The organism is Herbiconiux sp. 11R-BC, from assembly GCF_049472555.1.
Lineage (GTDB): Bacteria > Actinomycetota > Actinomycetes > Actinomycetales > Microbacteriaceae > Herbiconiux.
In genome coordinates this window covers 251282-272111 of the sequence record NZ_JBCEBO010000002.1, presented here as the reverse complement: position 1 = coordinate 272111, position 20830 = coordinate 251282, and the positions used below count along the sequence as shown (strand labels likewise).

Here is a 20830-nt window from a genome sequence, read left to right as displayed (position 1 = left end):
TGCTACCTGAGAGCCTTCTCGTCGGGGGTGTCGTCGTGGGGTTCGTCGAGCATGGGCAGATCGGCCTTCGTGACGAGGCGCGAGAGCACGGCGTGCTCGACCAGGCGCGCACGGCGGTTGGTGGCGAGGGCGCCGACACCTCCGCGGAGGCCGTCGACGCCGGCGCGGCTGAGCTTGTCGCACACGTTGTCGAGCTTGCGGTTGAAACGGCTGAGCGCCCAGCCGAGCCGCTCGGCCGCCGCCGCCGACGAGGGGATCTCGCTCGTACCCGTGCCCTCGCGCTTCAGCATGGGCTCGGCGAGGGCCAGGATGAGCAGCTTCTGCGAGGCGGTGAAGGTGACGGCCCCGACGGTGGTCGCGCCGCCCGCCGAGGGCACCGGCGAGGAGTCGATGAAGGCTGGGGTAGAGGTGTGCACGGTGAACTCGTAGCTCGTGGGCCCGGCGGTGAACACGACCGTGGTGAGGCCGAACACGATGGGCAGGCGGGCGCCGGGTGCGAGCCAGGCCTGCATGGTGCCGGAGGGGTCGGAGACCGTGGCCGAGAGGCGGGAGCCGACGTTCGCCAGCCACCACAGCCCGTCGACGAAGGAGATCTGCAGGAAGCGGCGGTGCAGGTACTGGTTGTCGTCGATGTCGAGGTCGGCGTCGCGGCCGATGTCGAACGGGGTCTCCGGGTCGAGCGGATACCACTCGCCGATGAACTCGACGCTCGCGCTCGTGGCGGGGCGGACCGTGGAGCGGGGCTGCGGGGCGGTGCTGCGGGCGAGGGGGCTGTCGGACAAGGGGCTGTCGGTCATGGCGCGCATCCCGTCGTCGGAGCGGAGCCGCGGCCGTTCGGGTGCACGACCGAGACCTGGATGCAGACCTGCCCGGATGCCGGGGCCGGCACCGTCGCCGTGGTGTCGTCGGCGCGGTGGAAGGTGGTCTCCTGGCCGGGAGCCACGACGCCCCACTGGTAGAAGTCGCCGTCGTGGGGGTCGGGGTTGGTCCAGGTGAAGACGATACCGGCGTCGCCGGGCGTGCCCGTGAGGGCGGTGGGGGCGGCGATGGTGGTGGCGGCGCCGGGCACCACGTCGACGGGGCTGACGGCGTCGTCGGTGGCGACCGCGGCGGGGCTGCCGCCGCCGGCGTTGAGGGCGAAGACGGTGCCGACGACCGCGAGCACCACGACCACGGCGGCGGCGCCGACGAGGAGCGGCACGCGGGAGCGCTTCGGGGCGGCGGGCGCGGCGGGGGCGGTGGCGGCCGCGGGGCGGCGCTGGGTGGTCTCGACGACGGGGTCGCCGAGGGCCGGGCCGCCTCCGCCGCCGAAGGAGAAGTGTTGCCCGGTGCCGGTGCCGGTGCCGGTGCCTGCACCGGTGCGGGTGGCGCCGGATGCGGAGTCGTTGGCGCCCGAGACGGCCCCTCGGGGCAGGTCGCCGCGGCGGGCCGTGTCGGGGTCGGCCCCGGCGCCGTTGTCGCGGGCGGCGTTGCGGCCGGGGGCCCAGTCCCGGTTCGTGATCGGGTCGTCGAACCGGACGGGCCGGCCGTGGGTCGCGGTGGCCGCACCCGTGGTGGGGGCCGTCGGGTCGATGGAGACGATGCCGCGGATGCGGGTGTTGCCGTCGTCCTCCTCTTCGAAGTCATCGGCGGGGAGGGCGTCGTCGAGAACATCGGCCGGCGTCACCGAGAGGCTGAGCTCGAGCTGCACCTTCTGCAGGGCTCGCGCGAACTCGAGGGCGGAGGCGAAGCGCGCATCCTCGCGTTTGGCCATGGCCGTGGCGAGCACCTGCTCGAGCGAGTCGGGCACGTCGGCCCGGCCGGTGCGGGCCAGCGGCGACGACTGGATGCGGCCGATGAGGTCGAGGCCGGAGTTCGAGCCGCCGGCCACCTCGAAGGGCGAGCGGCCGGCCAGCAGCGTGTAGACCGTGGCGCCGAGGGCGTAGATGTCGGCGGCGACCCCGCTCGACGGCGAGGGGCCGAACACCTCGGGCGGCGACCAGGGGATCGACATGCCCACCGACTCGTGCTCGGCTCCACCGACCAGGGCCACCGAGATGCCGAAGTCGGTCAGGGCGGGCCGGTTGTATTCCGTCACGAGAATATTGGCCGGTTTGATGTCGCGGTGCAGGATGCCGGCGCGGTGCGAGGTCTCCACCGCGCCCGCCACCTGCACCCCGATGCGCAGGGCTTCGGCGACGCCGATCTTCTCGCGGCGATAGCGGGCGCCGAGGTTGGGCCGCGGGCAGTACTCCATCGCGAGGTAGGGGCGCCCGTCGGCGCTGATGCCCGCCTCGTAGATCGTCACGATCGAGGGATGCGTCGAGAGCTGCGCCATCAGGTTGGCCTCGGCGTCGAAGCTCTCTCGGGCGCCCTCGGTGAGCGCCTCCTGGAGCAGCACCTTGATGGCCACGCGCCGTCTGGGCATCCGCTGCTCGTAGAGGAAGACGTCGGCGAAGCCGCCCGACCCGAGCAGCTCCACATAGGCGAAGCCGGGGATCTCCGGCGGCGCGGAGGGTGGCCGGCGGGCGTTCACGAGAGCTCCTCGAACACGACGTTGACTCCGTCGCCGAGATCGACGATGTCGCCGGAGAGCAGCAGCACCGGGTCGTGCGGGCTCAAGCGCAGAGGCGGAGTGCCGGCGCGGTGCAGAACGGAGCCGTTGGTGGTGTCGAGGTCGACGGCGAGCACGTGCCGGCCCTCGATGCGCACCTCGAGGTGGCTGCGGGAGATGTCCTGTTGCGGGCTCTCGACGGTGACGAGCACGGGCACCTGGTCGCCCGCCACGCGGGTGGCGCGGGGACGCCGGCCGATGATGAGGGGGCCGGTGAGGGGGTAGACGTCGCCGGTGGAGAGGATCATGCGGCCGGTGGGCGCTGCCGCGCCGCTGCCCGCGGGGGCGGCGGCCTGCGCCTCGGCGAGGCGGCGCATGGCCTCGAGCTCGCCGACGGTGACCGTGAGGCCGTCGTGGTCGTCGTCGGTGCGCGGCGCCGGCGGGGCTGCCGACGGAGGAGGCGGAGGCGGAGCGGATGCTTCGCCGGCGGGTTCGGGGGCGGGCCGGGGCGAGCCCCAGTTCTGGGTCGAGGAGGAGGCGCCGAGGCTGCCGAAGCCGGGCACGCTGTCGATGAGGCCGGTCGCGGGCGGTGCCGTCCACTGGCGGGGGTCGGAGACGGGCGCGGAGGGCGGGGCGAATCCGCCGTCCGCGGCCGCGGCGGTGCCCGGCGCCGGTGCGGCAGCGTGGGCGTCGTCGTGCGCAGGGCCGGAACCGCTCCCGTTGTTCGCCGACACAGCGGGTGAACCGGTGCGGATGCCCTGGCCTGTCGCAGCACCCGGGGGAAGCGCAGGGGGAGCGGATGCGGAGGCCGGGTGGACCCCGTCGGTCTCCTCCTCGTCGTCGGTCTCGCGAACGGCGGCGTCCTCGACCGACTTCACCACGGTGGCGCCCCAGAGGTGGTCGTAGGCGTCGTCGGGCAGCTCGGCGCGGGTGTGTCCGTCGACCTCGTCGATCGGTTCGTGCTCGTCTGCGCTCGACAGGGCCTCGGAGTGCTGCGTGCGCCCGGCCGTCCGGGCAGCACCGTGCTCCGGGCTCGAATCGGCTGTCTCTCCGGCGTGCGCGGATTCGGAGCCGCCCTCCGTGGCGATGGATTCGGTGGCGCCGGGCTCGACGGCGGTCTTTCCGGGTGCGGCGCCCTCGGACAGGGTCTCCTCGACGATCGTCTGCTCCGGCAGGCCGTCGCCCGGTGCATCGCGCGCAGGCGCTGCGAGGGCCTGCTCGATGTTCGGCGACGACGGAGTGGTTGCTGTGCGCGGCCCGGGTGCTTCCGTCACGGTGGACGGGCGCGACCCGAAGTCATCCGTCGCAGTGCCGCTCGCCGCGATCGTTGCGTCGAGTGAGGCAGCGAACTCGGCGGGCGCGGGGGAGGCGTCGGTACCCGTGTCGGGCTCGGGCGAGCCGGTCGTGGCCGTCGGGGGGAGTGCGGGTGCATCCGCCGCCGTCTCGGGTTCGTGGGCGGTGGACCCACCTGGCGAGAACGCCACGGCGAGGGCGTCGCACAGCACGACCGCGTCGGCGAGGCCGAACCATTCGCCGGCCCCGATCGGTGCGGCTGCGGTGCCCGCGGAGGTCGGGTGGATGCGCACGTCGAGCGTGGCGGGATTGCGTACCACCCGCTCGCTCCACGTCGTGACGTCGGCCCCGCTGACCGTGTATCCCGGGGCATCCGATGCACCCGCCCCCGCCTCGGTGACGTCGATCTCCAGCGGACCGCGCACGGCGAGCCGGGCCTCGCCCGGGGCGAAGGCGGCCACGGCGAACGGCGGCAATGCCGCGAGACTCGTGCCGAAGGCACCGGTGAGGGTCTCGAGAACGGCAGCGAGCCCGCGGCCGGCGCGGAGCGCATCCCAGACGCGGCCGATCATGTCGGCCTCGAGGGTGTCGGGCAGCAGGGCGAAGCCGTTCGGGGTCACGGCGGCGCGCCACGCCCCCGCGCGGTAGCGGATGTCGGTCATCTCAGCTCCTTCCCCCGGCCGCGACGGGCCCGCGGGGGATCGTGTCTTCGCCGTCGTGATCGCGGTCGGCACTGAGGCGCGTGCGGTCGAAGGCGTCGACCACCACGGCCGTGAGGTTGTCGCGGCCTCCGCGCAGGATGCCCTCGTGCACGAGCCGGGCCGCGGCGGCCTGCGGATCGGCCTCCTCGCGCAGCACGCGCGCGATGGCGGGGTCGTCGAGCTCGCCCGAGACGCCGTCGGAGCACACCAGGATGCGGTCGCCCGCCTCCATCGGCAGCAGCCAGTAGTCGGGCCGGAACACGCCGCCCGCACCGAGCGCCCTCGTGATGACATTGCGGTCGGGATGCGACGCCGCCGACGCCCGGTCGAGCTCGCCGCCGTCGACGAGCTCCTGCACCACGGAGTGGTCGACGCTGATCTGCTCGAGCGCAGTGGCGCCGAGACGATAGGTGCGGGAGTCGCCGAGGTTGAAGACGAGCCAGTAGGCCACGCCGTCGGTCTCGGCCACGGCGACGCCCGACACGGTGGTGCCGGCCCGGCGCCGGCCGGTGCGGCCGAGCGCGTCGACGGCGCGCTGGGCGTCTTCGAAGGCGGTGCGAACCTCGGCCGGGGTGAGCGGAGAGCCGTCGGCCGAATCGGCCATCCGCCGGAAGGTGTCGACCGTCAGCGCGCTCGCCACCTCGCCGGCGTCGTGTCCGCCCATGCCGTCGGCCACGACGAACACCGGGGCCGTCGCCAGGAACGCGTCCTCGTTGGTGGAGCGGCGCAGCCCTTGATGCGTCACGGCTCCGGCGACGATCACGAGGTCGGCGGAACGGATGGAGTCCGGATGCGCGCTCATGCGCCCTCCCCGTCCTCGACGGCTTCGACGGTGAAGCCGCGCGTGCCCATGGTGACCCGGTCGCCCGCCGCCACCGAGACCCGCTCGCCGGCGAGCAGCTGCCGTGGCCCGGCGCCCGGGCGCACGAGCGTGGATCCGTTGGTGGAACCGCGATCGCTCACCCAGAGCGCCCCGTTCTGCACGCCGAACTCGAGGTGCGTCTTCGAGATCGAGGAGGTGTCACCGGGAACCCGCACCACCGCCGCCGCGCTCGATTGCGGCACCGGAGCCCGCCCCAGCACCCCGTGCCCGCCGACCGGAACGGTCTCCCCCGTGTCGAACCGCAGCACGATCCGGATGCCGGGTGCCGCGGTCTCGGGCGCGGCCGCGAATCCGCCCGCGCCCGGTGCGGAGTCGCTGAGACGCGTGCTGTCGATGTCGATGTCGGCGTCGGCGCCGGCCACGATGGGCCGGGTGGATGCTGCTGGCGCTACGCTCGCCGGCACTGCGGTGGGTTGGACGGGTGCTCCGGGAGCGACCGGTGCCGGTGGCGGTTGGGTTGCGTGTGCCGGGCTCGCGGGTGCCGCAGAGGGCTGGGCGGGTGCGGGGGTCGGTTCTGACGTGGCGGGTGCGGTCGACGACGGGTTCGCGGGCGCCGCGTCGGCAGGGGGCACGGCGGGTGGGGGCTGGAACCCGGGGATGCTGTCGATGACCGGTCCGCTCGCTGCCGCCGCCGAGAACTGCGAGACGAGGGGCGGCGGGTTCGTGAAGCCGGGGAACGCCGACGCCACGGTCGGCGGCGCAGGCGCAGGCGCAGGTGCGGGTGCAGGTGCGGGCTCTGGCGACACCGGACCCGAGGCCGAAGCCGGCGCGGGGGCGGAGCCCACCGCACCCGGCGCGACGGTGCCCGCCAGAGCCGGTGAACCCGGCTGCACCGACGCCGCCGGTGAGGGCGAGCCCGACGGGGCGGCCCATCCGGCGGGGCTCGCGCCGGCCGTCGCCGCGCCGCCCGTCACGAGCGACCCGGGCGCCACGTCGAGCACCAGCTGACCCGGCTGCGCCCGCAGCGGGTTCGGGCCGCGCCGAACGCCGATCATCCAGGTGCCGGAGGCCTTGTCGTGCCAGCCCTGCCCGATGCGCCCCGAGTCCCAGAGCGGCGACAGGTACACCACGATCTGCCCGATGCCGAACACCAGACTCCCCGCGAACACCACGAGCGAGCGCAGGAGCACGCGTCCCAGCCCCGCGCGCCCCAGGGTCGCCCGGCGCACGAGCCGCAGCCCCGACACGGCGAGCCCCGGCGTCAGCCCGAGGAACGCCTGGAGGAACCACATCGCCACCGGGTAGACCACGAGCGACAGGAGCACGAGCACCGCCGCGCCCCCGGTGGCCTGGAATCCCGACGTACCGCCCGCCCCGCCGCCCGAGACGTCGACGGCCCCCGCCGCCATGAGCGCGAGCACCACGACGAGCGTCACCAGCGCCGACAGGATGCCGTCCACCAGGAAGGCCACGACCCTCCACCCGTAGTACGCGGGCCGCACCGCCGACGCGAGCAGGGGCTCCACGACGGGCGTCGGCCGCCACTCGCCTGCCGCGCTGCGGAGGCCGGCTGCCGGTCCTCCAGGGGATGACGCCCCGGCGAAGCCCGCGGCCGCGCCGGAGCCGCCGTCGGCATCCGCACCGCTCGCGCCCGCGCCGAACGCCGCCGCCTGCGTGCGCGACGACACCGGGGTGCCGCAGGCCAGGCAGAACTGCGCCGAGCGCGGCACGGCGGAGCCGCAGCGCACGCAGGGGATCGTGGCGGAATCAGTCATCGGATGCGCTCCCAGCGGATTCGGAACGGGGCGGCTCGACCGCGTGCGACGGCTCGGAACCGGTCGGACGGGGGTCGGCAGCCGGGGGCGTCGAGCCGCTCGGAGTCGGCGCGTCGGAGCCCGGTCCGCGGGCGGCATCCGGTCGCGCAGTGCCGTGATTCTGCGATCGCACCGGCCCCCGGCCCCGCCGCAGCAGCGACCGCAGCGACAACCGCGCCCGCAGGCGCTGCCAGGGGGTGCGGGCCTCGCCCATGCCCGCGACGATGCCGTCGACCTCGGTCCAGAACGCCTCGACCTCGGCCGGGCTCGGCTCGCCGGGCCCGAACACCCCCGTGTCGGCGGCGCTCGCCGCAGCGATCACGGGCGTCTGCGGAAAAGCGGTCGCGAGCACCACGGCCGTCTCCCGCCGCGTCACGCCCGGTGTCGTGGGGGTGCCGAGGTCGCGAGCGCGGTCGACGATCTCGTCCCAGCCACCGCTCAGCCTGTCCGCAGGCACGGGCGCCGATCGCCGCCGGCGGCGTCGCCTCGCCTTCGCCAGCGAGATCACGAGAACAGGAACCAGCAACACCACGAGCAGCGCCAGGACTCCGCCGCCCACCAGCAGAATCAGTCCGAGCATCGAGTTGTCGTCGACCACGGCCTCCTGGTCGGTGTCGTCGGTGCGGATGTCCGGCGGCAGCTCCGCGGGCTCCTGCGGCGGGGGCGGCGGCTGCAGCACCTGCGCCTTCGGGTCGGCCTTCGGCTTCGGCGCCTGCTCCTCGGGAACCTGGTCCTTCGGGGGCGTCGGGTCGAACGGCATCCAGCCCACGCCCTCGAAGGGCACCTCCACCCAGGCGTGCACGTCGTCGCCCGTGATCTGCTGCGTCGCATCCGGCCCCGCGCTCTCGGCGGGGTAGAAGCCCATCACGACGCGGGCGGGGATGCCGAGCGAGCGCACCATCAGCGCCATCGCCACCGAGTACTGCTCGTCGTCGCCCACCATCTGGTCGGCCGACACGAGCGAGGCGATGCGCTCGGCGCCGTGCCCGGCTCGCGAGGTGGCCTCGCCCTCGAGCCCGTGGCTGAAGAAGCCGCCCTGGCTGAGCGAGGAGGCGATGTTGCGCACCTGGTCGAGCGGCACGCTGGTGTCGCCCGCGTAGGTGGTGGCGAGGCTGGTCAGCGCATCCGGAACCCCGGTCGAGCGCGGCATCGACAGGTTCTCGATGCCGCGGGTCGAGAGCTGCTCGTCGTTGTAGCTCGGCGGGATGGTGACGTCCATCGTGTAGCTGTCGCCGGCGGTGAGCCCGTCGGTGGTGAGCGCGACGCCGGTGACGCTGTTGTAGTGCAGCGAGCCGGCGAGCTCCGAGGCCCGGTCGCCGGTGAAGCGGACGGTGTCGAGGTAGCCGGCATCCGGGATCCACACCCCGGTGAGCTGATCGATCGTCACGTCGAGCGTGGCCTTGTCGCCCGCGGTGTCGGAGGGGATGTCGGCGCTCACCCGCGTGAAGGTGCCCGAGCCGCTCGAGCCGTCGCCGGCGACGTTGTAGACGAGCCCGTCGTAGCTGTCGAGGGTGGCCAGCCGGATGCGCGCCCCGGTCGGCAGGCCGTGCACGGTGAAGAGCGTCTGGTCCTTCTCGTCGCGAACGAAGGAGCGGAAGCCCACGAGCGGGCTCGCGTAGTCGTGCAGGTCGAGCGGCGGTTCGATCTGGTCGCGCAGCACCTCGCGCGAGGCGGCGGGAGCGGCGGCGGCCGCGCCGAGGCCGACGGCCATCGCCACCACCACGAGACCTGCGCCGGTGGCGAGCCGGGTGGTGCGCAGGCGCCGGGCGGATGCGGGGTCGGGCCCGGATGCGCCCACCGCGGTCGCGCGCGTGGCCTCGGCCCGGTTCTCCTGCCGCCGCCAGGCCCACCACCCGAGTGCGACCGCCGAGAAGAGCAGGCCCTGCAGCACGGGCGCAGCGGCCTCGCGGGTGCCGAACACGATGCCCGTCACGAGCAGCGCGGATGCGGGCAGCAGCGCCCAGGCCGCGGCGCGGCGCAGCCGCAGCGCGAAGCCGAAGGCGAGCACTCCCGCCACGAGCGTGGAGAGGAAGGGCACGACGAGCGTCGAGGGGAAGCCGCCCAGCGGCGTCTCGAGCGTGAGCACGTCCTTCCACGAGAACACGATGCCGAGCACGAGGGTGCGCACCGTCTCGAGCGTGGGAAGCACGCCGAACAGGGTGGTCGACGGCGCCGCGAGCGCTCCGCCGAAGAGGAGGTAGGCCAGCATCGTCGCGGCCGTGACGATCAGGATGTTCCACGCGAAGCGCACCGCGAGCAGCGTGATGGCGAGCGCGAGCACGATGGCACCGCCCGCGGCCACGAGGTAGCCGCTGCCGCCGAACGCGGGCCCGAAGCCGAGGGCCGCCACGACGAGCAGCAGTGCGACGGCCGCGCTGTCGAGGGCCACGGCCCAGACCGGCCGGGCGGGCGCCGGGCCGCGGTCTGCCGCCCGGCCCGCACCGCGCATCCGTTCGCGACGGGCGCGGGCGCGGTCGCGATCCGCGCCGGCCGCGCGCTCGGCAGTGCCGGCGCCGCGTGCCGCGGCTCCGCCGTCAGCGCTGCGGGCTCGACCGGTGCGCCCCGCGCCGGCCGGCTCGCTCATCCCGTTCTCCCCGCTCACGCCCGGCTCACCCGCCGCAGCGCCGCCGGCAACTCGGCCAGCTGCCCGATCGTGAGCACGGCGAGGTCGCCGATCTGCCGCCGTCGCACCTCGGCGCCCGGAACGCAGCTGACCGCGATCACGCGCACCCCGAGGGGCAGCTGCACCGACGCGGCCTGCAACTCCGCGGGCGACACGTGGCCCCCGAACACGAGCACGGCGACGGATGCTCCCGGCACGGCCTGCCCGGTGGCCTTCGCCAGCTGCACGATGGTGTCGCGCTTCGCGTCGGCCTCGACGCCCGAGAGGTCGTCGAGCAGCCGGCGCCCGGTCTCGGAGTGCAGGGTCGCCCCCTGTACGAGCACGGTCACGTCGCGCTCCTCGCGCAGGGCCTGCAGCCCGAGCGAGCCGCACGACGAGACGGCGAGCTCGAACTCCTCCTCGTCGAGGTAGTCGCTGAGGCTCGTGGAGAGGGCGATGGCGAGGTGGGAGCGCCGGGTCTCCTCGAACTGGCGCACCATCAGGGTGCCGGTGCGGGCCGAGGTCTTCCAGTGGATGTAGCGGCGGTCGTCACCGGGCACGTACTCGCGCAGGGCGTGGAACGACACGTCGTTGTTCGAGAGGTCGGTGCTCGGCAGCCCCTCGAGGTCTTTGAGGAAGCCCGACGACGAGCCCTCGAGCGAGACGGTTCGCGGATGCACGTAGAGCTCCACGGGGTCGGTCCACCGCACCTCGCGCCGCAGCAGGCCCAGCGGGTCGCCGCGCACCGAGCGCACCGGCCCCACGACGATCACCGAGCGGCGGCTCGTGGGCACGCCGAAGAGGTCGTCGTGCTCGGCGCCCGGCGCGAGCCGGGGCAGGTGGAACGAGGCGAAGGAGCTGCCCACCGGAAGCTCGATGCGGGCCGGCAGCGTCGACCGCGTGCCGGCGTTGCCGACCGTGATGCGGCCCACGGCCTGCTCGCCCACCACCACGCGGTTGGCCGCGAGGTCGAGGCCGATGCGGAAGGAGGAGCGGCCGAGCGCGAAACCCACGGCCACGAGCAGGGCGGCGAGGCACACGGCCGCCACGACCACGAGCTCGAGCCAGCCGAAGGAGAGTCCTGCGATGCCGGCGGCCACCCCGGCCAGCAGTACGCCCCAGCCGAAGCCGGAGACCGTGCCGAGCACGGGCGCCGCCACGGCACCGGCCGTTTTCGCGCGCGCGGAGACCCACGGCCGCCCGGTGCCGGTCCACCAGGCCGAGGCCCGGCTCTGCCGCATCCGGGTCAGCGCGTCGGTGACTCCGCTCGCGACGGCGCTCATGCGGCGGGCTGCCTCGATTGCGGAGCGGCCACGTCGGCCACGACCCTGGCCAGAACGGTCGAGGCGGTGATGCCCGAGAACTCGGCCTCGGGGTCCATCACGAAGCGGTGGGTCCAGACCGGGGCCACGAGGTCCTTGATGTCGTCGGGCAGCACGAAGTGCCGGCCCTGGGCGGCGGCCCACACCTTCGCGGCGCGCACGAGCGCCATCGTGCCGCGCACCGAGACGCCCACGCGGGTCTCCGGTGCGAGCCGGGTCTCCTCGGCGAGCTGCGCGGTGTAGCGCAGAACGGCGCCGTCGATGTGCACCGTGGAGGCGAGGTCGGCCATGTCGGCCACCGCCGCCGTGGTGATGACGGGGCTGAGCGAGGCCGAGGGGTTGCGGTTCGCCGAGCCGGCCAGGATCTGCTCCACCGAGGCCAGGTCGGGGTAGCCGATCGAGGTCTTGATCAGAAAGCGGTCGAGCTGCGCCTCGGGCAGGCGGTAGGTTCCGGCCTGCTCGATCGGGTTCTGGGTGGCGATCACGAGGAACGGCCGGCCCACCTCGTGCACCACGCCGTCGACGGTCACCCGCGACTCCTCCATCACCTCGAGCAGTGCCGACTGCGTCTTCGGCGAGGCGCGGTTGATCTCGTCGGCCAGCACGATCGACGCGAAGATCGGCCCGCGGTGGAAGTCGAACTTGTGCGTGTTCTGGTCGTAGATCGTCACGCCCGTGACATCCGAGGGCAGCAGGTCGGGCGTGAACTGGATGCGCTGGTGCGTGCCCTGCACCGTGGCGGCGATGGCCTTCGCGAGGCTGGTCTTGCCGGTGCCCGGGGCGTCTTCGAGCAGGATGTGCCCCTCGGCGATGAGCGCCATCAACGTGAGCCGGATCACCTCGGTCTTGCCGAGCACCGCGATGCCCACGTTCTGCACGAGGCGGTCGAAGGTGCCGGCGAACCAGGTCGCCTGCTCGGGGGTCATCGTCATCAGTGTGTGCCTCTCACTACCAATTGGTGGAATCGCTGAAGTTGCCGTCGGGTCCTGACACGTCGGCGCGCACCGTCGTGTTCGGGTAGCCCCAGTAGTACCCGGTCTGGTTCGAGCCGTTCCCGGCTCCGTCGGTGCTGATGGTGATGGTGTCGCGAAGCGTGCCGCTCGCGTAGACCTTCGCCGTGTAGCTGGAGTTCGGCTTGCCGTTCGACACCGTCACCTTGATGTAGGCGCAGGAGGCGTCTCCGCAGTTCGGCTGGCCCACGGCACTGCTGCCGTGTCCGACCTTCACCGAGGTGTTGATCGGCTCGGGCTTCGATGTCGCGCAGGCCTGACCCGAGTTCGCGGTGGCGCCCGTGCTGTCGACGGTGCGGGCGGTGAAGCACTTCTGCTCGCTGTACCCCGCGCCCACCGAGGTCGATCCGCTCGACGCCACGGTCTGCCAGCCGCCACCGGTGTTGATCTGCACCTGGAAGTCGCGGCCGTTGCGGCCCGGGGCGCTCCAGCTGAACGTCACCTTCTGGTCGCCTCCCGAGGCGTCCACTCCCGGAGCGCTCGGCGGACCGTAGGGGTTGAGGTTGCCGATCGAGTTGCTCGGATCGCTCGCGTACGTCGATCCGTCCGCCGAGGTCACAGCCCGGAGCGTGACCGAGTAGGTGCTGTTGTTCTGCGCCGGGATGACGTTGCTGCCGGGCAGCGCCGACCAGCCTCCGCCGTTCAGCGAGTACTGGTAGCTCACCTCGGAGGCCGAGGCGCCGTTGAGAGCACCCGGGCTGTAGCTCACCGTGATGGCGTTGTCGCCCTCGGTCGCACCCGTGAGGGTCGGCGCACCGGGCTTGTTGAAGGCTCGTCGGGGCGCGGACGCGGCGGAGGTCTCGCCGGTGCCGGCCTTGTTCGAGGCGGAGACGGTGAAGGTGTAGTCGGTCTCCGATGTGGGCACCGAAACCGTCTGCGAGGTCGCCCCGCCCGCCACGCTGAGCGTGTTCACCACCGCGCCCCCGCGGAGTGTCGTCAGCGTGTACGACGAGATCGGGTCGCCGTTCGCGGCCGGTGCCGCCCAGCTCACGTTCATCTGGGTCTGCGCGCCCACCGAGTCGACGCGGCTCGTGGACGGGGCGCCCGGCGCATCCGGTTTGCCCGCCGGGATCATCGTGGCCGACCAGCCGCTGAAGTCGGAGGGGTCGGGCGCACGGTTCACGGCCTGCACCCGCACCTGGTAGGCGGTGCCGTTGGCGAGGCCCTCCCAGACGAGGCTGTTGCCCGTGACGTTGTAGCGCTGCGCCGCGCCGCGGTCGGGAGCGGGTGAGATCTCGAGGTTGTAGCTCTCGACCGGGGAGCCGTGCGTGGGCGGGGTCACCCAGTTCACGGTGAGGCTCTTGTCGCCGAACACGAGGGTGGGCGGCTGCGGCTGGTCGGGCCGCGCATCCGGGCGGGCGGGGCCCGAGGCCGGCGAGGGGTCGGAGGTGCCGACCGAGTTCGTCGCCGTCACGGTGAAGGTGTACTCCACGTTGTTCGTGAGCCCCGAGAGCGTGCAGGTGGTCGACTGGCACTGCTGTGAGAAGCCCTGCGGGCTCGACACGGTGTACGAGGTGATCTCGGCGCCGTTGTTGATGGGCGGCGACCACGACAGCACCACGGTCTGGTCCTGGATGCTCGTGACGTACGGCGTGCCCACCGTGTCGGGCCGCCCTTGGACGGTGAGCCGGATGCGCCCGTCGGCCTGGCGGGCCGGGTCTCCGGTGGCGTCGGCGATGCGGTAGCGCACCACCATCGTTCCCACGAAGTCGGACGCGGGGGTGACGGCCACCTGGTCGCCGCGCACGTCAGCCGAGCCGGTGCCGGTCTCCACATCGGCGCTCAGGATGGTGAGCGGTGTCTCGGGGTAGGGGTTGTAGTCGTTCGCGAGCACGCTCACGTTCACGGTGGCGCCCTGGTTCGCCTGGCCCACCGTGTCGTCGGTGGCCGAGGGCAGCGGGCGCGTGGAGTCGAGCACGTTCACGGTGATGGTGCCCGAACCGGGCTCGCTCTGGCCGTCGGTCACCTCGATCTGCACCGGGTTGGCGCCCTTCTGGGCGTTGCCGGCCGCCGAGATCGTGATGTTCTGGCCGTCGATGTCGGCCGAGATGCCCTGCGGCAGCGAGCCCTTCACCGAGTACTGCAGCTTCTCGAGATCGCCCTCGTCGGGGTCGCGCGACACCGTGCGCAGGTTGAGCTGCTTCGAGCCGTCCCCGGGGGCCACATCGACGCTGGCGCCGAGGAAGGTGGGCGAGATGTTGGTCGTCGACACCACCGTGATCGGGATGACGAGGGTCGCCTTCTCGCCCAGCGGGTCGTCGGGGCCGGTGCCGTCGGTGACCTCGAAGCTCAGCGCATCCGGGCCGTAGTAGCCGTCGGCCGAGGTGTAGCTCATGGTCGACTCGTCGGTCACCAGCGAGGCGCCGTTCGAGTGCGCCGCGCTGACCTTCGCGGCCTCGGTGATGCGCGGGGTCTTACCGTCGGCCACCAGCACGTAGTCGCTGAGCGGCACCGCGATGGTCTCACCGCTGTTCACCCGGATGGGCTGCACGCCCGGCTTGAGGGTGGGGTGCAGCGAGTCGAGCCCGGGCACGAACACGAAGGCCGAGGCCTTCTGGCCGTCCTGATCGGTCACCGTGTAGGTCACGATCTGCGATTCGGGCAGCAGCTCCACCCGCAGCAGCTGGCTCGGCAGCACGCTGGCCGTGGTGTCGGCCGACGAGACCTTCAGCTCGTCGATCGTGCCGTCGGGGTCGTCGTCGTTCGCCCGCACGTCGACGTCGCTGAAGGTGCGGTCGACCACGTCGGCGATGGGCACGACGTCGTCGCGTGCGATCGGTGCCATCAGTGGCGCCGTGGGGCTCACCGTCACGAGCAGGGCGCCCACGCTGGTGGCGCCGTACTGGTCGACGATCGTGTACTGGATCGTGTACTCGCCGGCCTCGGCGGGCGCCTTCACCACCACGCGGCCCCCGGCCACGGTCGCGTCGAGGCCGTCGGGCAGCTCGAGGCCGTTCTCGCGGATGGCGATCGGGTCGCCGTCGGGGTCGGAGTCGTTCGCCAGGACGTCGACCGCCACGGTGCGCCCGGGCCGCACACTCACGGTGTCCTTCACGGCGTAGGGGCGCTGGTTCGCGCTGCCCGAGGGCACGATGCCCACCAGAACGGTGGCGCTCGCCTCGGCGCCCAGCCGGTCGCGCACCGTGTAGGTGAAGGTGTCGGTGCCCGTCGCATCCGGGTAGGCCTCGTAGACCAGCCAGCTCTCGCCGACCTCGGTGATGCGGCCCTTCGAGGGCGCCTTCGCCTGGCCGACGAGCTGCACGGAGTCGCCGTCGGGATCGATGCCGTCGAGCGGGATCGGGATGCGCACGGTGGTGCCCTGCAGCGCACGGATGGTGACGTCTTTCGGCCGGGGCGGCGAGTTCGTCTGGGCGGCGGGCTCGATGTGGATGGTGACGTAGCCCGCGTCCTTCTGCCCCTGGCTGTCGACGACCTCGTAGGTGGCGTAGACCGTCTTCGTTGCTCCGTCGGCGATGGGGGCGGCCTTGAAGCGGAGCTTGTCCTGCGCCACGAAGATGTCGCCGTCGGCCGGATCGATCAGCGGGTCGACGAGGGTGGGCGAGAGCGTGATGGTGTCGCCGTCGGGGTGGTAGTCGTTGGCGAGCACGTCGATCGTGGCCACGTCGCCCGCCCGCACGGTGACGGAGTCGTCGACCGCCACCGGCGGCCGCAGCCGGTCGGGCGCCGGGATCGGGATGACGAACACCTCGCCGATCGCCGTGCGCGCCCCGTTCGTGACCGTGTAGGTGATGGTCACGGGTGCGGTGATGCCGGGCCGGTCGCTCACGCGCAGGGTCTCGTGCTCGAGCACCTCCACCGAGACGCCGAGCCCGTCGGGAACGCTCACCGACTGCACGGCGAGGATGTCGCCGTTCACGTCGGAGTCGTTCGCGAGCACGTTCACGAGGGTGTCCCGCCCCTTCGGCAGCAGGGCGACGTCGCGCACGGCCACCGGCGCCACGTCGGTCTGCGTGTCGGGGTAGACGATGATGCGCACGATGCCGGCCGCCGACTTGGGCCCGTCGGTGACCAGGTACTCGGCCTGGTAGTCGCCGGGGGCTGCCGCGCTGAAGGTGAAGGTGCCCGTGGTGTAGTCGGGGGTGACGGTGGCGCCCGCGATCTCGTTGACCTTCGCCAGGCGCAGCGGGGCGCCGCTCGGCGCGTAGTCGTTGAGCAGCGGCGACACCGTCACCTGCTTGCCGGCGCGCGTCACCACGAGGTCGCCGTTGGTGACCGGGGCGGTGCTGCCCACGTCGCGCACCTCGAAGTGCACCGTGCCCTCGGTGTCGGCGGTGCCGTCGGAGACCACCACGGTCACGTCCTTGCGGCCCGTGTCGGGGTCGAGCGCGGTGAAGGTGAGCTTGCCGTCGGCGGTGAACTGCACCTGGTTGGCTCCGGATGCCGTCGCCGAGCGCACGAAGAGGTCGTCGCCGTCGGGGTCGGTCCAGTCGGGCAGCAGGTTGTAGCTCACCGTGGCGCCGAGCTCGACCTGGATCGTCGGCACCGTGCGCTGCTTCGGCGCCTCGTCGGTGCCGGGGGCCTTCACGGTGAGGGTGACGGTGGCCTGGTCGGTGCCGCCGCGGCCGTCGTCGACCGTGTAGCTGAAGGTCGAGGTGCCGCTGGCATCCGCATCCACCACGATCTGCAGCGCCGCCCCGTTCAGGATGCGCTGCACGGCTCCGATGGAGGTCGTCGGCTCGTCGGGGGTGGCGGTGAGCAGGTCGCCGTCGGGGTCGGTGTCGTTGTCGAGCACGGGCAGGATCACGGTGCGGCCGGCGCGCACGCCGAACTGGTCGTCCACGGCGGTCGGCGGGGTGTTCTGCTCCGAACGGTCGGGCAGGGTCACCTCGAGCTGCTGCTCGGTGGTGTCGTCCTCGTTCTCGGTCTGGGTCTCGTCGGGCGGCGGCACCACGTCGTCCCAGTTGTCGACCTTCTTCATGTCCTGGTTCACGAGCCAGACGGCACCCGTGGTGAGGTCGTTGAGCACGACGACGTCGCGGTTCACCCGGAACACGAGCTTCGCCGACTCCGCGAGGCCGTCGATGGTGGTGGACACGTCGTCGGCGGTGCCGGCGCAGTCGCGCAGGTAAGCGCTCGATCCCGACCAGGCCGCGTAGGCGCATCCGTTCAGGTACACCGGAGCAGCCGGGGTGCCGGGCTTGCCCGCCGGCGTGCGGGTGGCCCCGCCGCCGTCGAGCGGCTGGGCGATGAGCTCGGTGCCGGTGGCGATGAGCACGCTCGACGCGGCGGGGCCGGGGGTCTGCACGACTCCGCCGGCTGCCCCCTCGACGGTGACCTTCTTGCCGCCCGGCAGCACCACGGAGCCGTCGGTGGCGTCGAACAGCACGGCCTGGTCGCCCACGGTGGTGAGGTTCAGCTGGGCGTTCGCCTCGAGCTCGGGCAGGCCGCTCGTGCTGATGCCCTCCTCGGCGGTGGCTCCGGCCGGGATGGTGACGAGCTCCGACTTGCTGAGCGAGAGGGCGTGCACCGTGCCGTCGACGTCGACGGTCGCGGCGGCCCCGGCGCCGAGCTCGAAGAGCGGGCTCTCGGGATCGGGCTGGAAGTTCGCGACCGTGGCGGCCGGTGAGCTCCACAGCGTGCCGGTCTCCCGGTCGAGGATCGAGACGGTGCCGCCGCCGAGCGCCACCGACGACTGCGCCGGCAGCGTCACCGGGTTGCCGAGGGTCACCGTGACGGGGTCGATGGTGGTGAGCGTCGAGGTGGCGGTGTCGACCGTGAGCACGGTCTCGCCGTTCTGCAGGATGTCGAAGTCGCTCGACGAGGTGGTGAGGCCGCCGTCGAGAACCTGAGCGGGGTAGTTGAGGTGGCCGACGAGCAGGCTCGAGGGCTTCGTCACCCAGACGCCGCCGTCGTTCAGCTGCACGTCGGCGGTGGTGACGCCCTCGTAGACGAAGGCCATGGTGGTGATCGCCACGGCGAGCGCGGAGATCCCGGCGACGGAGGCCACGGTGGCCCTGCGTCGTCGTATCGCCTCGAACAGCCGCACAGGGTCTCCAGATCGTCGCAGGGAGCATCGGGTCCGGGTAAGGCTGTGCGGGGTCGGCGGATGGTCGTGTCCGTCGGCCGCAGGCGCACCATTCGGGTGGATGTGCCCCGCACTGGGGGCAATTCAAGCACGATTGCCGACACGCACCAATTCCACAGCTGGGGGAGAACTCCCCATTGACCGCGCAGGGCATTCCCGGCAGCCGCGGTTAAGCTGAGGCGGTGTCGACAACCCCTGCCCGTTCGCATGAGCGGCTCCGGCGCCGGCGGGCCCGGCGCACGCGGGCCATCCTGCTCGCCGTCGCCACACTCGTGGTGGCGGGGCTCGTCGCCACCGGAACCCTCTTCGCCACCGGGGTGTGGAGCCTTCCCGCAGGAGCGCCGTCCACCACCGCCACCTCGGCCTCGGCGTCGCCCGGCACCACCCCGGGCGCATCTGCTAGCGTGCCGGGCATCCCCGCCCCCGACTTCACCCCAGCGCCCACGACGCCCGCGGCGCCGCCCCCGGCCCCGAGCCCGCCTGCCTTCGACAAGACGGCGAACTCGATCGACGACCCGACGAGCCCGTGGGTGGTCGTGAACAAGCTCCGCCCGCTGGCCGACGGGGCCGACTACGTCCCGCCGGATCTCGTCGACCTGCCGGCCGACATGCCGAACCCCAACGGCTACCAGATGCGGGCGGACGCGGCGGCCTCGCTCGAGGAGATGTTCCACGCGGCGCTCAGCGAGATCGGCGTGCAGCTCGTCGCGCAGAGCGGCTACCGCTCCTACAGCGTGCAGGTGCGCGCCTACGACTACTACGTGAACTCCCTCGGCGTCGCCGGCGCCGACCTCACCTCGGCCCGGCCGGGGTACAGCGAGCACCAGACCGGCATGGCCATGGACATCCTCGACACGGTCTCCGGATGCTCCACCGACGGCCGCTGCTTCGCCGGCACGGCCGCGGGGGAGTGGCTCGCGTCCAACGCCTACCGCTTCGGCTGGATCCTGCGCTACCCCGACGGCGGCACCCCGGTCACCGGCTACGAGTTCGAGCCCTGGCACTACCGCTGGGTGGGCGTTCCGCTCGCGACGGAGATGCACGACACCGGGGTGAGCACGCTCGAGGAGTTCTTCGGGCTGCCCGCCGCGCCCGGCTACGCGGGCTGAGAGCCCGTGCCGCCCGACGCCGCAGCCGCAGACCGGGGCGCGCCATGGGTCAGATGAGCGTGATGTCGGCCTTGTCCGCCCAGCTCGCGACGAGGTCGAAGCCCATACCCGCGTCCAGGGCGAGCGACGCGGGATCGGCCGCGACATCACGAGTGCCGACCCGGGTGCCGAAGAGGAGAATCGCTGGGCATCGATCGTTCTGACGCGAGATCCAGTACAGGCCGTCGAGCGACGGATTGTCATTGTGGATCGCCTCGGCCCACTGGCGTGTCGTGTCGTACTCCGTCGATTCGGAGTCGATCAGTCGCACCCGGTCGGTGCCGAGGCTGGGCAGCCCCTCCATCGTCAGGTCGGCAAGAACCACGTCGCGAGCGAGAGTGATCCTCGTGAGGACCCGCCCTTTGAGTCGAGCCGCATGCACGTAACGAGGAGTCGTACGGGGTGCATCGTGGAAGACGCTTTCAAACAGGGCACCCTGCCGATTGCCACCCGCATACAGCACGGGCACGGCCTGAGAGTCGACGTCATTGACGATCGGTGCGAAGCGAGTCGGGTTGATCCCTGCTCCGATGCCGTCGAAGAACGCCGTCGCTGATCTCCGAGCGTCGTGTACGCGCCAGAACGCCGCCCCGGCAGAGACGCGTTCGACGGCGCGCACAGTCAAAGGGCGAGAGGGCGGAGCTGACACTCAGAGGATCTCGTTGGCAGCGCGCACGGCTGCGGTCACGATGGTGTCGGACTCCTGCTCGAGCAGATCGGCCGGGCGCGCCCCACCGAGCCAGCTGTTGGGCGCGCTGAACCAGAGCGCGACAGACCACCCGGTGGCCTTTCCGCTGAATGCCTGAAGCACGTCGCTGATCACCGGACGAGGTACGCCATCCTGGAACTGGAGCGCTGGATAGAGTTCTCCGCGCGCCGTCTTCACCGAGAAGATCCGGCCTCCACTCACCCAGCGCGAAGCCGTGGAAGAGGGGTTGCGTGCTTCGGAGCCTGCGTACTCGGCGACCTCCCGTGACGTGAGCAGCCCGAACTCCTCGGCGAATTCGCGACGCGCTCGTGCGGCCCGTTGGAGTTGCGCTCGGATCGCGCCGCCCGGAACCGGTCGTGTCCCGCCCTCCAGTGTTGCTTCATCGAGATAGCCCTGCGGAGTCGACAGGGCCTCATCGTGACCGTCGACCGGATGAGCGGATGCGCGGGGGCGTCCGCGAGGCGCAGGAACTTTCCGGGTTCCGATGACGAGTCGACGCGAACCGGAGGGAAGGCTCAGGCTCTGGAGCGTGAGCTCATTCGACTGGCGCCAGAGCTTGCTCGACACGACCCGCGCAGCCAGCTCGACGTCGCCCACCAGCATTCCCGCCATGGCGAGATCGCCCTCTGGAGCAGCGCCGCGATGCTGGATCAGGTTGCGAATCGTGCGCTCGACGGGCGCTGCGATCGTGCGAGCAAGGTCCACGGGCCCACCGTCGAACACGCGCGCAACAGCTCGAGCGACCTCCGTCTTGTTCGGGTGTGCTGTGGTTTGGTATCCGACCAGCGAAATCGTCTTCCGTCGACGGCCCTTGGCTGTCACTCGCGAT

12 protein-coding genes are annotated in these 20830 nt (G+C 72.5%); 1 reads left to right on the top strand and 11 read right to left on the bottom strand.

What is annotated here, in order from left to right:
• Nucleotides 1-2 precede the first annotated feature (2 nt).
• The 9 genes from VD659_RS06360 to VD659_RS06320 are packed head-to-tail and all read right to left on the bottom strand — an operon-like array spanning nucleotide 3 to nucleotide 18066.
• A complete protein-coding gene (locus VD659_RS06360) occupies nucleotides 3-797 on the bottom strand; it encodes a hypothetical protein (protein WP_423260289.1) in 795 nt (264 codons plus the stop codon).
• Nucleotides 794-2515 (bottom strand): serine/threonine-protein kinase, encoded by a 1722-nt coding sequence (locus tag VD659_RS06355; RefSeq protein ID WP_423260288.1) that lies wholly within the window; start codon nucleotides 2513-2515, stop codon nucleotides 794-796. The genes VD659_RS06360 and VD659_RS06355 overlap by 4 nt, the downstream gene beginning before the upstream one ends.
• Nucleotides 2512-4488 carry an FHA domain-containing protein gene (locus VD659_RS06350; RefSeq protein ID WP_423260287.1) on the bottom strand — a complete coding sequence of 659 codons (1977 nt, stop codon included), beginning with the start codon at nucleotides 4486-4488 and terminating at the stop codon, nucleotides 2512-2514. The genes VD659_RS06355 and VD659_RS06350 overlap by 4 nt, the downstream gene beginning before the upstream one ends.
• Before the next feature lies 1 nt (nucleotide 4489).
• Complete coding sequence (locus VD659_RS06345) at nucleotides 4490-5329, bottom strand: PP2C family protein-serine/threonine phosphatase (protein ID WP_423260286.1); 840 nt, start codon at nucleotides 5327-5329, stop codon at nucleotides 4490-4492.
• Nucleotides 5326-7125: an RDD family protein gene (locus VD659_RS06340; protein ID WP_423260285.1), complete on the bottom strand. Its 1800-nt coding sequence runs from the start codon at nucleotides 7123-7125 to the stop codon at nucleotides 5326-5328. The genes VD659_RS06345 and VD659_RS06340 overlap by 4 nt, the downstream gene beginning before the upstream one ends.
• Nucleotides 7118-9748 (bottom strand): transglutaminaseTgpA domain-containing protein, encoded by a 2631-nt coding sequence (locus tag VD659_RS06335; protein ID WP_423260284.1) that lies wholly within the window; start codon nucleotides 9746-9748, stop codon nucleotides 7118-7120. The genes VD659_RS06340 and VD659_RS06335 overlap by 8 nt, the downstream gene beginning before the upstream one ends.
• A 14-nt stretch (nucleotides 9749-9762) precedes the next feature.
• Nucleotides 9763-11049: a DUF58 domain-containing protein gene (locus VD659_RS06330; protein ID WP_423260283.1), complete on the bottom strand. Its 1287-nt coding sequence runs from the start codon at nucleotides 11047-11049 to the stop codon at nucleotides 9763-9765.
• Nucleotides 11046-12020 (bottom strand): AAA family ATPase, encoded by a 975-nt coding sequence (locus VD659_RS06325; protein WP_423260282.1) that lies wholly within the window; start codon nucleotides 12018-12020, stop codon nucleotides 11046-11048. The genes VD659_RS06330 and VD659_RS06325 overlap by 4 nt, the downstream gene beginning before the upstream one ends.
• 16 nt (nucleotides 12021-12036) lie before the next feature.
• Nucleotides 12037-18066, bottom strand: a complete 6030-nt coding sequence (locus tag VD659_RS06320) for an Ig-like domain-containing protein (RefSeq protein WP_423260281.1) — start codon at nucleotides 18064-18066, stop codon at nucleotides 12037-12039.
• A 260-nt stretch (nucleotides 18067-18326) separates the two neighbouring features.
• On the opposite strand from VD659_RS06320, the gene VD659_RS06315 reads away from it, so the two are divergent.
• Nucleotides 18327-19253: a M15 family metallopeptidase gene (locus VD659_RS06315; RefSeq protein ID WP_423260280.1), complete on the top strand. Its 927-nt coding sequence runs from the start codon at nucleotides 18327-18329 to the stop codon at nucleotides 19251-19253.
• Nucleotides 19254-19302: 49 nt separating this feature from the next.
• Here VD659_RS06315 and VD659_RS06310 read toward each other — a convergent pair whose 3' ends face one another.
• On the bottom strand, nucleotides 19303-19911 hold the full coding sequence (locus VD659_RS06310; RefSeq protein ID WP_423260279.1) for an RES family NAD+ phosphorylase: 609 nt from the start codon (nucleotides 19909-19911) through the stop codon (nucleotides 19303-19305).
• A 30-nt stretch (nucleotides 19912-19941) separates the two neighbouring features.
• Nucleotides 19942-20823: a hypothetical protein gene (locus tag VD659_RS06305; RefSeq protein ID WP_423260278.1), complete on the bottom strand. Its 882-nt coding sequence runs from the start codon at nucleotides 20821-20823 to the stop codon at nucleotides 19942-19944.
• Nucleotides 20824-20830 lie beyond the last annotated feature (7 nt).